Below are 14,531 nucleotides of genomic sequence, written 5' to 3' on the forward strand. Positions count from 1 at the left end.
TTCGTTTTTACAATGAGGAGCGTTTGCAAATCAAATTAAATAAGCTGACGCCAGTCGAGTACAGGCGTCAGCATGCGGCCTAACGGCCGGGGGTTTTTTAAGTGTCTACAAAATGGGGTCTTGACCAGAAGCCGGGGGCGTTTTTTTTTTGTTATTCGCTTGCGAAAGTCTTCAGTCAGTCAAAAAATACCCTTCATATTCCTTATTGTTGTTGATGACAGTAAATTGAGAAATAACTCTATAATGCGAAATAATAAAAACATTATATGGAAAATATCAATTGACAGAAAATAAAGAATTAAATAACATACAGACAAGGAGGTGATTGGGAATGTTTCAAAAAATTTCAAATTTGTTTGGGGTAGCTCCTATGTACGAAGCTTGCGACAGACCTGGATTCATCGGTGGCCCCAAATATGTATGCGAGTTGGCCACTTGGTCTGACTGTTTCTCGGATTACGGTACCAAAACGTATATTAAGTACACGTATGACACGAGAAGCGGTGAACGATGTGAGGAAACTAAAGTGAGATGCTGCTAACCATTTCATCAGCAAAGATCAGAGGTTCATAGCGCAAACGCCATCAAAATACTTGTGTGGTAGTGGAAAAAGGAGGCCTTTATGAAGGCGACCTCCTTTTTCCACTATCTATGAGCAGACACATATGTTCAGGTGGGGGATGTAATGATTTTTACTTCATATATTGTCTTGGCTTTAGGATGGGGGATCCTGTCGGCTCAAATCGTTATGTTCCTCAAAAAGCTAAAAATGGAGATCTCCTTTCTTCCCCAAGCGCGTTACCGGTCGAAGCCCATTCAACAATCAGTTGGGAAATCGATTGGTGACATGTTGGCTTTACCGGCTGCCGTAAAAGATAAGATATCTGTTCTGTTAGTATCATCGCCGACTTGCCCGCCTTGTCATGAAGCATTGTCCGAATTTTTGCGCGAGAATGAAAGATGGCAACTACCGTTTGCTTGTATAACAGAAGCAGATGAAGCGGAATACTTTCAAAAATTTTATGACGACTATAACCGTTTTGTGGATATTATACCATTTTACAGAAAGAATCTGAAACGGCTTGGTATCACGAAATTCCCTACATTTCTTGTCATTAACCAAGAGGGAGTCGTACTTCGCGAATTTTTGCTGGTTCCTTATTTGATGAAATACCTGGCACAAACCATTGGCAAAACAGGTGCAGGAAATGAAAAGTAGTTATCTTGTGAGAGCGATTCAATTCGTGTGGCAAAGAGGAAAGTGGTGGATGATCGCATCCGTCACATTAAGTATTGTAAACGGTTGCTTCCCGTTTCTAACTTTGTGGATTTCAAAAGAGTTAATTGATGAAGTCACTCGTTTCATCCAGAGTGATACATGGGAGTATGTTGCTCTGGTCTGGTTGCTGATCGGACAATTTTCAATTACAGTTCTTTCATCTTTAAGCAAGAATATTAAGGAATATTTAGATAAACAGATGGTATATAAAGTAGAATTTGACGTTCAGCACATGATATTGGCAAACACCTCGTCAGTTCCCGTCATGTATTTTGATCTGGCAGAATATCACAATCATTTGCAACGGATATCGGGGGGAGGATCAAGATTTTTATCACCTGTACGAACCATGATTGATATGTTTGAAGCTGCACTCAGTTTGTGTTCGTACGCGGCCTTTTTGATTGTAATTCATTGGAGCCTTTTGCTTGTAAGTCTTTTAGCGACAATTCCCATCTTTTTGGTTCAAGCAAAATATAGTCAACTCAGATACCGTCTCCATGTAAAGCAAAACCCGGTAGCCCGTGAGGCGGAATACTATAAATACCTGCTGCAGGATCGAACATCGGCGAAGGAAATTCGGTTGTTTGGGTTGGCTTCCTTCTTTCTCAATCGATGGATTGAAAAATTTGTACAGAATGCGAGCGAAACGCTTCGATTGGAAAGGAGGCAGCAGGGTGCAGAGGTTGGCATGGAGGCTGTTTCGTCCTTTTTTTACATGGGCATGGCAGTTGCTCTGATATGGTTGGCACGCACAACGAAAATGAGCATTGGCGATTTCATTGCTATTATCCAGGCGATACAGGGAACACAAGGAACATTGAACCGTATCTCCACGCTTCTTGCAAAGTTGTATGAAGAGAAGTTGTACATCAAAGATTTTTATCAATTTTTTGAGATTAATGAACCGCGCATCGAGATTAACAAGGGTCAAGAACCATTTCCTACTCCCATCCAGAGGGGAATCACGTTTGAAAATGTTTCGTTCCGCTATATTCATGGTGACCGGGATGTTTTGTCCAATGTTTCCTTTCATATTAATCCCCAGGAGAAGATTGCCATCATAGGGCAAAATGGGTCGGGAAAAACCACGTTGATTAAATGTCTAATGGGCTTGTACCCCCCTCTTCACGGACAGATTAAAATAGATGGAAAAAATATCTATGACATTGACCAAAAACAATTGCTGAGTAACATTACAGTGATTTTCCAGGATTTTATTCGATATCATTTAACGGTTCGAGAGAATATTGCAGTTGGCGATATTAAGAGAATGGATGATTGGGAGAGGATTCAGGCCGTTGCAAAAGTAAGCGGAACAGACTCCTTCATTCAACAATTCGCGCTAGGATATGAGACACCCTTGGGCAGACTACTGGTGGACGGAGAAGACCTCTCAGGTGGGCAATGGCAAAAAATAGCATTAGCGCGAGCCTTGTTTCGCGACAGTCAAGTAGTGATTCTAGACGAACCGACCGCTTCGCTCGACCCAATAGCTGAAATGGAAATTTTTCAAAACTTTAAACTCCTTGCTGATAAGAAAATCGCCATTTTTATTTCGCACCGGATGGCAGCATCCAGAATGGCCGACAGAATTATTGTCATGAAGGAAGGAAAAATTGTGGAAATGGGTACACATGAAGAGTTGATGGAACTCAGGCAAGAGTATTACCACATGTATACCATGCAGGCACAATGGTTTTCCGCAGAAAGCGAATACACGAAGGAAGTGGTAGGATGGAGGAACTGAGTTTATTTGCACGAGTGATTCTGGGAACCCTGTTTTTGAGTACAAGTGTCACGAAATTCCGAAAAAAGGAGGAGCATGTAGCCACTGTTATCAACTACCGAATCCTCCCTCCTTCTCTCGCATATCCGTTTGCACGTGCGGAGATGGCAACAGAATTGGCGGCAGGGATTCTGTTATGTGTCGGTTTGTTTCAACAGGCTGCTGCTTTGCTTTGCATATTGCTTCTGGCCGTCTACTCGTGCGCGATCGCAATAAATCTCGTGCGTGGGCGCAGGGAGGTATCTTGCGGTTGTGGCGGTATTGCAGGCAATCACACCCTGTCCTGGTGGCTTGTGTTGCGCAATTTCACTTTGATGATAATGGGAGGATGGCTTTTCCTTTATCCGTCTGCGTGGGTAAGTACGGACAACTTGTTGAGAGGAGAGCCTTTCAAGCTTTTTTATCCACGAATCTTTGAAGTCGTGATTGTTTCATGGTTGGTTGTAATGATGGTTATCATCTCCAATCACCTTTGGGAATTATCAAAACGAATCAAGAGCTTCCGGAGAAGCTAGCTTAACTCATGCGGGGAGTGGAAGTATGGATAACAAATTGGTAATCTCAAATCTTTTATTATGGGTGGTCGTCTTTATTCAAACCTTTATCCTGTTCGTTTTTGTTCGTCTGGTTGTCCAATTTTTAAATCGTTTTCGGCTGGGGGACATCCGGTTAGAGCCGCAAACTTTAGCCAAAGGAGACAAAGCGCCTTTTTTCCGGGAAAAGGATCAGCATGGGCAAATCGTAAGAATGCCGGATGAACAAGAAAAAAATACGTTGATGGTATTTACAAACGACATGTGCGGAACATGCAAACACGTGGTACCTGAATTAGCTCATGTAAAAAGACATTACACCGATCTCAGAATTGTTGTTGTGTCCAATCCAATCTACTACGAAGAAGGCTTGCAGGTGCCAGATGGTGTTCATCTCATTCGTTCGGATGGACTTATGAATACATACCTGATTCATTCGGTGCCAACCGCGATGCTGATCGACCGGGAAGGAATCATTTTAGCCACCCAATCCGTTTCCAGTTACGAGAATATTATGGACATGATTGGCCTATCGTCTGAAAAAGTAAGCTAGGGGGAACCAATGAGTACAGCCATCACACTTGTGGACGTGGAAAAAACCTACCATGGTGACGGTGTGGTTACCCGAGCGCTTCAATCCGTCACCTTGACGCTGGACAAAGGACAATTTACCGCAATTCTCGGCCCCTCAGGGTCGGGAAAAACGACATTGCTTACCCTGATCGGCACGCTTGACCGACCGACGGCTGGAACGATCAGATACGGTGACGTGGACGTTCTGGCATTGAAGGGGAAGCGAATTGCCGATTTCCGTTTTGAGCACATCGGGTTCGTGTTCCAACAATTTCATCTATTGCCCGCGTTGACCGCGCTGGAGAACGTGATGGCACCGTTGTTTTCGCGAAAGGTTTCCTATGACAAAAAAGCGAGAGCACGGGAACTGCTGGCCTGGGTGGGGCTGGAGGCCAAGAGCGATGCACTGCCGTCCCAATTATCGGGCGGGGAACAGCAGCGCGTGGCGATTGCCCGTGCATTGGTCAATCGTCCGGACTGGCTGCTTGCCGATGAACCGACTGGCAATCTGGATACGAGAAACAGTGAAAACATCGTGAAACTGCTGCGAACCTATCAGCAGGAGCACGGTAGCGGCATTGTCTTGATCACGCATGATCAAACCTTAGCTGATCAAGCGGATCGGATCATCGAGATGCGCGATGGGCGAATCGTGTCCGATTCCGGGAAGGAGACGGGATGATTCGGTATATTTGGACACAGTGGTGGCGTCACCCCGAACGCTTTCTCCTGCTGCTGGTCGGGATGTTGGCCGTCAGTTCCGTTCTCAGTTACTTTATCGGCGTTACGGAGAGCAGCAGCGGCACGACCCACGATATTTTGCAAAAGCGCTGGAAGGCGACCTATCATCTGGTGGTTCGTCCCCCGGATACACGCAGTGTCACGGAACGGGACGGGCTATTGGAACCCAACTATCTGAGCGGTATGCACGGGGGAATCAGCCTCGCGGATTACGAGGCGATCAAAAGAATGCCAGATATAGAAGTTGCCGCACCGCTGGCCCCTATCGGATACGACAGGCCCGTTTTTTCGTTTGGGAAGATCAGCAAGCCAAAACAACCGGGAATCTATCGGCATGTTGTGGAAGTATATGCCAACGATGGCGTACAACCCAATCTAATGATGCAACAGACAAGGTATTACACCGTCGGCCCTTGGAGCATGCCGACCGATTGGGAACAGGCGCTGCGTGACTATGGGGTGGAATCATGGATACTAGATGTGGGCGGAGGAATCAATCAACAACTGCTGGTTGTTGGCATCGATCCTCAGGCAGAAGCGGCGTTGGTCGGATTGGATCAAGCCGTCTTGCCGATAGGGAAAAGCCGGTATTTTACGGAACAGGACAAAGTGACAACGATAAATGTGGGAGACGGACGAAAGGTGATGCATCTGCCCATCCTGATGAGCAGCAGAATGGACAGCGACCTGAAGGTTACTTACAGGTACGAACGCTTGGATCTCCCGTTTGCGACGAGTGAAGATGCCAACCGGACGATGGAAGAGGTGAAGAAGAACGGAGGGGTTTCCTATCTGCACCAACAAAAAAGCGCTGGAGAACGGCTGGAATATGAGTTTGACTCTCGGCAGATGCACCAATTGATTATGGCCAGTTTGTCGGGCGTGGACCCTGAAACGGGACAGCCTTTTTCACGCGATGATCACGGTGGCCAGTCTGCCTCTCTCGGTGGACTAATTTTGGAAAAGCCTTCTTCGCTTTCCCTGCGAAAAGTGAGCAGTCCTTACCCAGAACGCTGGCCTTACGGGTACGAGGCGATACCGGTGCAGCCCCATATTCCGGCAGAACTTCAGACATACTTCTTAATGAAGCCCGAGCGATATCCCAACTCCTTTCGCTCCACCCATTTTTTTGTTGATTGGAAAAACCGGAAAATAACCCCTTACTGGATAGGGTTTTACGATCCCGAAAAGTTGCGTATTTCCAAAGAACCGGACAGCGAGCTGCCCATGGAAACCTATCGGCCCGCTACTGGGCGGTTGGTGCTGGACAAAAACGACAAACCATTAAATCCCCCGGTACAGGTGAAACCGACTGACAATCCGTTTGGACTTCTTACCAGTCCACCTCTGCTGTTGACTACCTTGGAAGCGGCAGCAGAGGTGTTGGGTGACAAACCGATTGCCGCGATTCGGCTGAAGGTAAAGGGAGTGCAGGAGGTAAGTGAAGAGAATAAGGAAAAACTAGAATTATTGGCGAAAGAGATCGAAAACAAGACAGGATTGATCGTCGATATCACCCTGGGATCGTCTCCCCAGCCCGTTCTCGTTCACATCCCGAAAAACGGTACGTACGACGAGTCGGGGTGGATGGAGCAGTTTTTTATCAAGCTTGGGACGGCTTTTACCCTGGTTCAGGAGACGAAGCTGGGCTTTTCCGGGGTGATTGGTATCGTGATGCTCATAGCTGTTGCCTACGTGTTCGCCACCAATCTGGTTACGCTGTACGCCCGGACAGACGAGTTCGGTCTGCTGCTTGCTGTCGGCTGGCGGCCCGGACGCGTGGCGGGCATGATGTTTGTTGAGGCGGCCCTGTTGGGGGGAGGGGCCGCGCTGGTTAGCTGGGCAATCGCGGGATTTGCTGTATGGCAGCAACAAGCAGCGGTGCCGGTGTGGCGTATTTTTTTCATCGGTTTGTGCGGTCTGGTCATTTATGTGCTTGCGGCGATTCCGGCTGCATGGCTAGTCCGCAAGATAACGCCGCACGTAATCATGCGGTATGGCGAGATGCGTCCCGTGACTCGACGGACCGTGCGGGTGAAGGGAACGTTTTCTCTGGCCTGGGGCCATTTGTTGGCAAGGTATCGCCGCAGTCTGTTGTCCGTCTTTTCCATGGCGGTGCCCACCTGCTTTCTGGTCTTTTATGAGTTTGTCACGAACCGCCTGCAGGGAGTTCTGTACACGTCGTGGCTGGGGCAGTATGTGGCCGTTGAGATCGGGGATGTCCATTACATCGCGATGATACTCGCCTTGGCACTGGCTGTGCTGACAACGGCGCAGATCATGTGGCAAAACGTCATGGAACGAAAAGCGGAACTGCTGTTGCTCAAGGCCGTCGGTTGGCGCAGCGGGGCTATTTTTCGCCTGATCGTATGGGAAGGGGTGATGTGCGGACTCCTCGCTTCCGGATGCGGGCTGGCTTTGGGATGTGCCTTGATTGCGTGGATGTACCGTCAGTTGCCCGGCCTCGATGTCCTGTGGCTGATGGGGGTCGGCTTGATTCCGATATTGGCAGCCCTCCTCGGGGCTCTTTTTCCGGCGGTAATGGCGATGCGCCTAAGGCCGGCCGCAGGCATTCGCGGATCACAACGAAATCGTCAGCGTACGGAACGGAAGCTGCAGTTGACGATTGCGGTGCTGCTGGTTTCCAGCCTGTTAGGAGCTGCAATCGGCACGACCCGGTTGTGGCAGATGAATCCCCGCCAGGAGGCAGATATATCGATTTCTGCATACGCACCCAATCAGTCAACAGGGGACGGAGCCAAAGACAGACCGGGCAAGGTTAGCGATCTGTCCGGATTTGATCCCCGTCCGGTTCCAGACGGGAGCAAAGGAACGTACCAGTTGGCTTTTCACATGGATCACAGCGGGAAATTTACGGCTGAGGCGACGATTGTGGTGGAAAACCATTCGCCGGATACCTGGGATCGCTTGCTGTTTTACTTTATTCCCAACGCGTTTACCAACGCCAACAAGCCCCATACGGTAAAGGACGCGGCCGACGTGAAGATCGTCAGCCTCCACCTGGATCGGCAGAAAACGGATTACCAGCTTACACATGATACGCTCACCATTCCCCTGACGGAGGGGATGGCACCGGGCGAAAAGCGGGAAGTACGCATCTCGTACACGTTTACGGTCCCGAAGGACGGAATTCGTTTCGCCAGGAAAGGGCAACGCTATTACCTGGCCCAGGCCTATCCGATGCTGGCTACGTACCACAATGGATGGAACAAACAGGATTTCCGGATCAGCAGCGAATCCTATCATACGGGTCATGCTGATTTTACCGTTTCCTATCACATTCCAACAGGGTATCTGTTCGTCAGTTCGTCTGATCAAGATCCGGTTGAAGCGACAGAGACGGGGCAGGTGACCATTTCTCGCGTCAGAGAAGTGTTTGCTGCGGTCGTAAACGGCCTTACCTCCGTTTCCGACAACGTAAGCGGAGTACAGATTCGCGTGTTTGGCGAGGAAGTGAACAGGGGGAAAATGGAATCGGTGCTGGCAGCCGCCAGGGAGGCCGTGCCGTTTTTCATCAACAAGATCGGCAGCTATCCCCATCGGCAACTGGACATCATGCTGGACGATGGCGCCAGTATGGAGTATCCCGGCATCGTAACCGTCGCTCCGCAAGACGACCTTGCATCATTGAGAAAAACGGTCGTTCACGAGATTGCCCATCAATGGTTCTACGCTGTTGTGGCAAACGACCCCTATCACGAGGGCTGGCTGGACGAGGGCATAACCGAATTCGCGGTCTCTCTGTTCTTGCTTGGTCACGACAAGATGACAGAGGAGGAGGTTTTCGCTCGAGCCAACCGGGCTGGTGAGAAGCCGTCCAATCTGCCGCTGGACCAGTATGACGGCGAAACCTACGGAGCGTTTTACGTCGTTCCGCCACTGCGGCTGTGGGAGTTGGTCTCCAAGTACGGCGATGTGGAAGAAGGCTGGCGTTTTCTTCGCGCGTATTACGAGAGATATGCCTATCAACAGGTGGACACCAAGGAGTTTATCCGGTTTGCGACGACCTATTTCCCGGTGACAGAGACGTATTTTTCCTCCTGGCTCAAACTGCAGTAAGGATGAAAGATGGCCAACCCAGATGTTTGCCCCCTGATTGCGTTTTGTTTTGGAGCAGATAGCTTTGACTTCGTTGCTGGCCCGTTTCCCACCTTACAAAAATGTAAGGTTCTTGAAATGTAACCCGATAGCTCGGGCAGCCGCCTGCTTTTACAATAAAGACAAATCAATTGCAAACCTTGATGGGGAAACGGGAGAAAACCATGAACACCACAAGCATGCAAAAACAATGGAATCAGCAGCGCATTTACGAAGAGTATTCCGCCAGCATTTACAGGTATTTCCGCTATCGCGTCAAAAATGTCTGGGACGTGGAGGATTTGACGACCACCGTGTTTATCAAGGTGTACGCCAAGCTGGACCAGTACGATGGGCGCCATCCGTTTGGCGCCTGGATTTATCGCATCGCCCACAATACCCTGGTTGACTACCTGCGCAAAAAGCGGGAGTGCCCGGTCGACACCGAGATGTTTGCGGCGATGAAGGCAAAAGACAAGCTGCCGGAAGAGCGGGTGCTGAGCCGGGAATCCCATGACACGCTGTGGGAAAACGTGCGGACGCTGTCTGCAGACCAACGCCGCATCATCTCGCTGCGCTACCTGGCCGGCCTGAAAATGAACGAAATCGCGAAAGTCCTGGGCAAGTCGGAAGCGTCCGTGAAGATTCTGCACTTCCGCGGCATCCGCAAACTGCAAAAGCTCATGGCTGCCCAAGGATAGGAACCCCCCGAGGGATGGACGACAGCGCCATCCCTTTTTCGTGTGCCCGGCAAACGCGCAGGCAAATCCGGCGGGACCCGTCTATTTACTGCCGCTGGAAGTCTTTTGGTATAGTACAAACTAGGGAGTATAAGAGCGAGGTGTATGCCGATGTCGACCATCATGATCGTGGAAGACGATCCGAAGATTACGAAACTGCTGCAAAACCAGTTGGAGAAATACGGCTATCACGCGGTTACGATCGAACACTTTGACCGGGTGATGGAGGTGTTTGGCGAGGTGAAGCCCGACCTGGTGCTGCTGGACGTAAACCTGCCCAAGTACGACGGGTTTTACTGGTGCCGGCAGATTCGGCAGGTGTCCAACTGCCCGATTCTGTTCATTTCTGCGCGGGAGAGCAAGATGGACCAGGTGATGGCGCTGGAGAACGGTGCCGATGATTACATCACCAAGCCGTTTGACTACGATGTAGTGCTGGCGAAAATCCGCAGCCAGCTTCGCCGCGCCTACGGGATATACGCCGTTCAGGAAGGGGAGCGGACGGTGGAGGTAGCCGGGCTGAAGCTGTTTCCGGAGCGGATGGAGCTGGTGATCGCTGACAGAAAAGTGGAGCTGAGCAAAAAAGAGGCCCTGCTCCTGGAGGCGCTGATCAACCAGTACCCGCGTATCGTCAGCCGCGAACGCCTGCTGGAGAAGCTGTGGGACGAGCAGTTCGTGGATGAAAACACATTAAACGTGTACATTACGCGCGTGCGCAGCAAGTTGAAAGACCTGAATCTGGACGGAGCGATTGAGACGGTTCGCGGCTCCGGCTACCGCCTGCGGGTCACCTGGGAGGACGGACGATGAGGCTGTTTTGGAAAGACCAGATCGTCTTTCTCGTGTTTTTCTTTGTCCAGTTGGCATTGCTGGTGCTCATCTTTGCGCTGGCCGGCTACTGGAACCCTTTGCTGACCAGCTACGGGGTGTTTCTGTGCGCGTTTTTTGCCGGCAGCTACCTGGTCATCCGCTACCTGTTGAACCGGCAGGTCTACCAACGGCTCAGCAATCCAATCGAATCGCTGGAGGAGTTGAACCAGCACCACGGCAACGCCGCCCTGGGACGCGCGGTCGACCAGACGTTTCAGGAATTGTACCGGCTGTTTAAGGGACAGCTCCACGCCTACGAAGCGAAGCAGCGGGAGCACACGACGTTTATCCAGCAGTGGGTGCACCAGATGAAAACGCCGATCTCGGTCATTCACCTGCTGTTGCAGGATGACCCCGATCCGCGGGCGGAGAGTGTCCGCGAAGAGGTGGACCGGATCAAGCGTGGACTGGAGACGGTCTTGTACATCGCCCGGCTGGACCGGTTTGAACAGGATTTCCTCATCGAACCGGTTGTGCTTAGGCAGTTGGTCCAGGCGGTGGTGTCGGAGAACAAGCGAATGTTTATCCGCAATCAGGTGTATCCCGAAGTGAAGGTGGACGAGCGGTTTACGGTGGAGTCGGACGAGAAATGGCTGTCGTTCGTCCTGAATCAACTGCTGACCAACGCCGTCCGTTACTCCGCGGGCAAAAGCAGCAAAGTGGCCATCCTCGCCTACTCGCGCGGAATGGATGTGGTCCTGGAAGTGCGGGACAACGGTATCGGCATTCCCCCGCAGGACGTCCACCGCGTGTTTCAGCCGTACTTTACGGGGGAAAACGGCCGCCGCTACCCGGAATCGACCGGCATGGGGCTGTATTTGGTCAGGGAAATCTGCGGCCGCCTGCATCACAAGGTGGAACTGGACTCAAAGGTGGGGGAGGGCACGTCGGTGCGCATCGTCTTTTCTGCCGTCGTCCCAACCTTACAAGATCGTAAGGAGGATGAAAGCTAATTCGATAGCTTGACAGCGCGCGTGTCCGTATAGTGGGAAGTGTGGAAACAGAAGACTGCATGGGAAAATCTCAAACGAAAGGAGACGCGTATATGGACATGTTGCAAGTCAGGAAACTCAGCAAAATATACGGCGGCAAGGTCACGTATCGCGCGCTGACCGACATCGATTTTACGATTCGCAAGGGGGAGTTTGTCGGCATCATGGGGCCGTCCGGAAGCGGGAAAACGACGCTTCTTAACATGATCTCCACCATCGACAAGCCCACTTCCGGAGAGGTGCTGTTGAACGGCACCAATCCCCACCTGTTGAAAGGGAGCAGGCTGGCCCTGTTCCGCCGCCGGGAATTGGGCTTTGTCTTCCAGGATTTCAACCTGTTGGACACGCTGACCATCGGGGAAAACATCATCCTGCCGTTGACGCTGGACGGTGAAAACGTGCGCGTCATGCAGGAGAAGCTTGAAACCGTGGCAGTCAAATTGGGCATCAGCGACATCCTGGACAAGCGCACCTACGAGGTGTCAGGCGGCCAGCGGCAGCGGGCGGCCATTGCGCGGGCGATCATCCACTCGCCGTCACTCCTGCTGGCGGACGAACCGACGGGCAACCTGGATTCGAAAGCCTCCCGCAGCGTGATGGAGACGCTGGAAGCGATCAACAAGAACGACGGCACAACAATGATGATGGTCACCCACGACCCGCTGGCGGCCAGCTACTGTCACCGCGTCATTTTCATCAAGGACGGACAACTGCACAACGAGATGTACCGGGGAGAGAGCCGGCAGGCGTTTTTCCAGCAAATCATCGACGCCTTGTCTCTGTTGGGAGGGAACGCGCATGACCTTTCGGCAATTCGCGTTTAAAAACGTCTCCCGCAACAAGCGCACCTATGCCGCGTTTTTCATCAGCAGCGTCTTTTCCGTGATGATTTTCTTCATCTACGCGATGTTTATCTTCCACCCGGAGATTAAGAACGGAAATATTAACGCCAACGTGAAAATAGGCATGATAGTGGCCGAGTACATCATCTACCTGTTTTCGTTCTTTTTCCTGTTTTACTGCGTCGGTGCCTTTTTGAAAAAGCGGGAAAAAGAGTTTGGCATCCTGTTCATGCATGGCATGACCCGCTTTCAGCGCAACATGCTGATCTTCATGGAGAACTTCATCATCGGCTCGCTGTCGATTGTGTTTGGCATTGGCTTGGGGATGGTGCTGTGCAAGCTGTTCTTCCTGTTTGCCGGTTTCCTTCTGGAAGTGGAGGCGCTGCCGTTTTACTTCCCGCTCAAGGCGATTGCCTTGACGGTGGCGGCGTTCCTCTTCCTGTTTGTCGCCATCTCCGTGTGCATCGTCCTGTTTTTGAGGCGGAGCAACCTGCTGGAACTATTGCAGGGAAGCCAGCGGCCAAAACGGGAGCCGAAAGCCTCGGTCTTTCTCTCGCTGTTGGCGGCGGGGCTGCTGGGGACAGCCTACGTTTTGGCGTTTAGGGCGGACGGGATGTTCGTCCCGCTCCTGCTGCTGCCGGTCAGCGCACTGACGATTGCCGGTACCTACCTGCTGTTCACACAGTTGAGCGTGTTCATGATCCGGCTGTTGAAGCGAAACCGCCGCTTTTACTGGAAGCGCACCAACCTGGTGACCCTCTCCGATCTGGCCTACCGGGTAAAGGACAACGCGCGCATGTTTTTCCTCGTCTGCATCGTCTCCACGGTAGCGTTTTGCGCGATCGGAACGCTGGCGGCTCTGGCAAGTTCCATTGAGGAAACAGTGGTCAAGACTCATCCGTTTGCGTTTGAGTATCGGCAGTATGTGGGGAAAAAGGCGGAACAGGAATATCTGGAGAAACGTCTGGCCAAGATTGAAACGGCGTTGGCTGAAGGCGGTTTTTCCTTTGAAAAATACGCCCTGACGATGCGCTACCTGCCCGTCCCGGAAAGCGCAGACAAGCGCTACTCCGCGGTCGCCGTAGTGAAGCAGTCCGATTACAACCGCTTTGCCCGCGCGGCTGGCGCCGAGGAAGTGACAGCAGTCGAGGGAGAAGCAATCTACTACTCGCGAAGAACCGGCGAAAGGCCGATCAAGAGCGGGACGCTGCAGATCGGAAGCGCATCCCTTCAGCTCAAAAGTGGGGAAGGGGTTCCCCTGATGGATCCATTCAGGGGCGAGCCGCTCGTCGTCGTGCAGGATGAGCTGTACGACCAGGTCAAAGCGGAAAAGGAACAGCATAACTATGGCTACGTCGTGGACAACTGGAAAGAGACGAAGGAGCTCAGCGAAAAGCTGGATCAGGAATTTAGCGACGAAGACGCCATGTTGAGCGACTTTATCATGAACGACTTTTCCGCCCGCACTTCGGATTACTACATGTTGAAACAGCTGGCCAACACCAGCCTGTTTATCGGTCTCTTCGTCGGTGTCCTGTTCTTCGTCGCAGCGGCAAGCTTCCTGTACTTCCGCCTGTACACCGATTTGGAAAACGACAAGCGGCAGTACGGCGCCATCACCAGAATCGGGCTCTCCGAACAAGAGCTGTCCAAAATCGTCACGACGCAAATCGCCCTGTTGTTCTTTGCTCCCATCCTGGTGGCAATCGTCCACAGCGCCGTCGCGTTTGTGTCGCTGCAAAGCTTTTTGAAGCTGCTGTTCATCGCATCGGTCTTCAAACCGACATTGATCGTGCTGGCAAGTTTTGTGCTGGTGCAATTCGTCTACTTCTGGATTATCCGCAACCGCTACCTGTTCCACTTGAAAAAAGCGGTTTTGTAATAGAAAAAGCGATCTGCGCTGATCCCGCGCGGCAGGAGGCCCCTGCTGCCCGGGATCTTTGTTGTTGGAGAAATTTTGCAAAAACTATTGCAATAAGATGATAATCGTATTATATTATCTAAAAACAGACGATATTCGTCATGAAAATTTATTTTATTGCCGTGATATGTAATGTGTTGCGGTAAATCTGGT

11 protein-coding genes are annotated in these 14,531 nt (G+C 51.2%); all 11 read left to right on the forward strand.

All coding sequences use genetic code 11. From position 1 onward, the window contains the following. Window positions 1-685 precede the first annotated feature (685 nt). The 11 genes from ETC00_RS17505 (at window position 686) to ETC00_RS17555 (ending at window position 14,339) form a co-directional block, all read left to right on the forward strand. A complete protein-coding gene (locus tag ETC00_RS17505) occupies window positions 686-1,219 on the forward strand; it encodes a TlpA family protein disulfide reductase (protein WP_171567413.1) in 534 nt (177 codons plus the stop codon). Window positions 1,220-1,268: 49 nt separating this feature from the next. Further along, entirely contained in the window at window positions 1,269-3,029 is a 1,761-nt protein-coding gene (locus tag ETC00_RS17510; RefSeq protein ID WP_253264329.1) for an ABC transporter ATP-binding protein, read from the forward strand. Further along, a complete protein-coding gene (locus ETC00_RS17515; RefSeq protein WP_171567415.1) occupies window positions 3,017-3,583 on the forward strand; it encodes a MauE/DoxX family redox-associated membrane protein in 567 nt (188 codons plus the stop codon). The genes ETC00_RS17510 and ETC00_RS17515 overlap by 13 nt, the downstream gene beginning before the upstream one ends. A 25-nt stretch (window positions 3,584-3,608) precedes the next feature. Next, window positions 3,609-4,154: a TlpA family protein disulfide reductase gene (locus tag ETC00_RS17520; protein WP_171567416.1), complete on the forward strand. Its 546-nt coding sequence runs from the start codon at window positions 3,609-3,611 to the stop codon at window positions 4,152-4,154. Between the two features lie 9 nt (window positions 4,155-4,163). Continuing rightward, on the forward strand, window positions 4,164-4,856 hold the full coding sequence (locus ETC00_RS17525; protein ID WP_171567417.1) for an ABC transporter ATP-binding protein: 693 nt from the start codon (window positions 4,164-4,166) through the stop codon (window positions 4,854-4,856). After that, window positions 4,853-8,995, forward strand: coding sequence for an FtsX-like permease family protein (locus tag ETC00_RS20755; protein ID WP_253264330.1), 4,143 nt, complete (start codon window positions 4,853-4,855; stop codon window positions 8,993-8,995). Before ETC00_RS17525 ends, ETC00_RS20755 begins: the two co-directional genes overlap by 4 nt. Before the next feature lie 203 nt (window positions 8,996-9,198). After that, the gene (locus ETC00_RS17535; RefSeq protein WP_171567418.1) at window positions 9,199-9,714 is read left to right on the forward strand and encodes a sigma-70 family RNA polymerase sigma factor; all 516 of its coding nucleotides are present in this window, start codon (window positions 9,199-9,201) and stop codon (window positions 9,712-9,714) included. Between the two features lie 150 nt (window positions 9,715-9,864). After that, window positions 9,865-10,563 (forward strand): response regulator transcription factor, encoded by a 699-nt coding sequence (locus tag ETC00_RS17540; protein WP_171567419.1) that lies wholly within the window; start codon window positions 9,865-9,867, stop codon window positions 10,561-10,563. Next, entirely contained in the window at window positions 10,560-11,576 is a 1,017-nt protein-coding gene (locus ETC00_RS17545) for a sensor histidine kinase (RefSeq protein WP_171567420.1), read from the forward strand. Before ETC00_RS17540 ends, ETC00_RS17545 begins: the two co-directional genes overlap by 4 nt. Before the next feature lie 92 nt (window positions 11,577-11,668). Then, the gene (locus ETC00_RS17550; RefSeq protein WP_171567421.1) at window positions 11,669-12,439 is read left to right on the forward strand and encodes an ABC transporter ATP-binding protein; all 771 of its coding nucleotides are present in this window, start codon (window positions 11,669-11,671) and stop codon (window positions 12,437-12,439) included. Further along, a complete protein-coding gene (locus ETC00_RS17555) occupies window positions 12,414-14,339 on the forward strand; it encodes an FtsX-like permease family protein (RefSeq protein ID WP_171567422.1) in 1,926 nt (641 codons plus the stop codon). Before ETC00_RS17550 ends, ETC00_RS17555 begins: the two co-directional genes overlap by 26 nt. The last annotated feature ends 192 nt before the right edge of the window (window positions 14,340-14,531 follow it).

Origin of the sequence: Brevibacillus sp. MCWH (genome assembly GCF_013096935.1) — a bacterium.
In the GTDB taxonomy this organism is placed as follows: Bacteria; Bacillota; Bacilli; order Brevibacillales; family Brevibacillaceae; genus Brevibacillus; species Brevibacillus aydinogluensis.

What these genes read in the sequence shown, in the direction of transcription:
- ETC00_RS17555 (WP_171567422.1), top strand. Translation starts at nt 12,414, where the DNA reads ATGACCTTTCGGCAATTCGCGTTTAAAAACGTCTCCCGCAACAAGCGC.
- ETC00_RS17550 (WP_171567421.1), top strand. Translation starts at nt 11,669, where the DNA reads ATGGACATGTTGCAAGTCAGGAAACTCAGCAAAATATACGGCGGCAAG.
- ETC00_RS17525 (WP_171567417.1), top strand. Translation starts at nt 4,164, where the DNA reads ATGAGTACAGCCATCACACTTGTGGACGTGGAAAAAACCTACCATGGT.
- ETC00_RS20755 (WP_253264330.1), top strand. Translation starts at nt 4,853, where the DNA reads ATGATTCGGTATATTTGGACACAGTGGTGGCGTCACCCCGAACGCTTT.
- ETC00_RS17510 (WP_253264329.1), top strand. Translation starts at nt 1,269, where the DNA reads ATGATCGCATCCGTCACATTAAGTATTGTAAACGGTTGCTTCCCGTTT.
- ETC00_RS17545 (WP_171567420.1), top strand. Translation starts at nt 10,560, where the DNA reads ATGAGGCTGTTTTGGAAAGACCAGATCGTCTTTCTCGTGTTTTTCTTT.
- ETC00_RS17505 (WP_171567413.1), top strand. Translation starts at nt 686, where the DNA reads ATGATTTTTACTTCATATATTGTCTTGGCTTTAGGATGGGGGATCCTG.
- ETC00_RS17535 (WP_171567418.1), top strand. Translation starts at nt 9,199, where the DNA reads ATGAACACCACAAGCATGCAAAAACAATGGAATCAGCAGCGCATTTAC.
- ETC00_RS17520 (WP_171567416.1), top strand. Translation starts at nt 3,609, where the DNA reads ATGGATAACAAATTGGTAATCTCAAATCTTTTATTATGGGTGGTCGTC.
- ETC00_RS17540 (WP_171567419.1), top strand. Translation starts at nt 9,865, where the DNA reads ATGTCGACCATCATGATCGTGGAAGACGATCCGAAGATTACGAAACTG.
- ETC00_RS17515 (WP_171567415.1), top strand. Translation starts at nt 3,017, where the DNA reads ATGGAGGAACTGAGTTTATTTGCACGAGTGATTCTGGGAACCCTGTTT.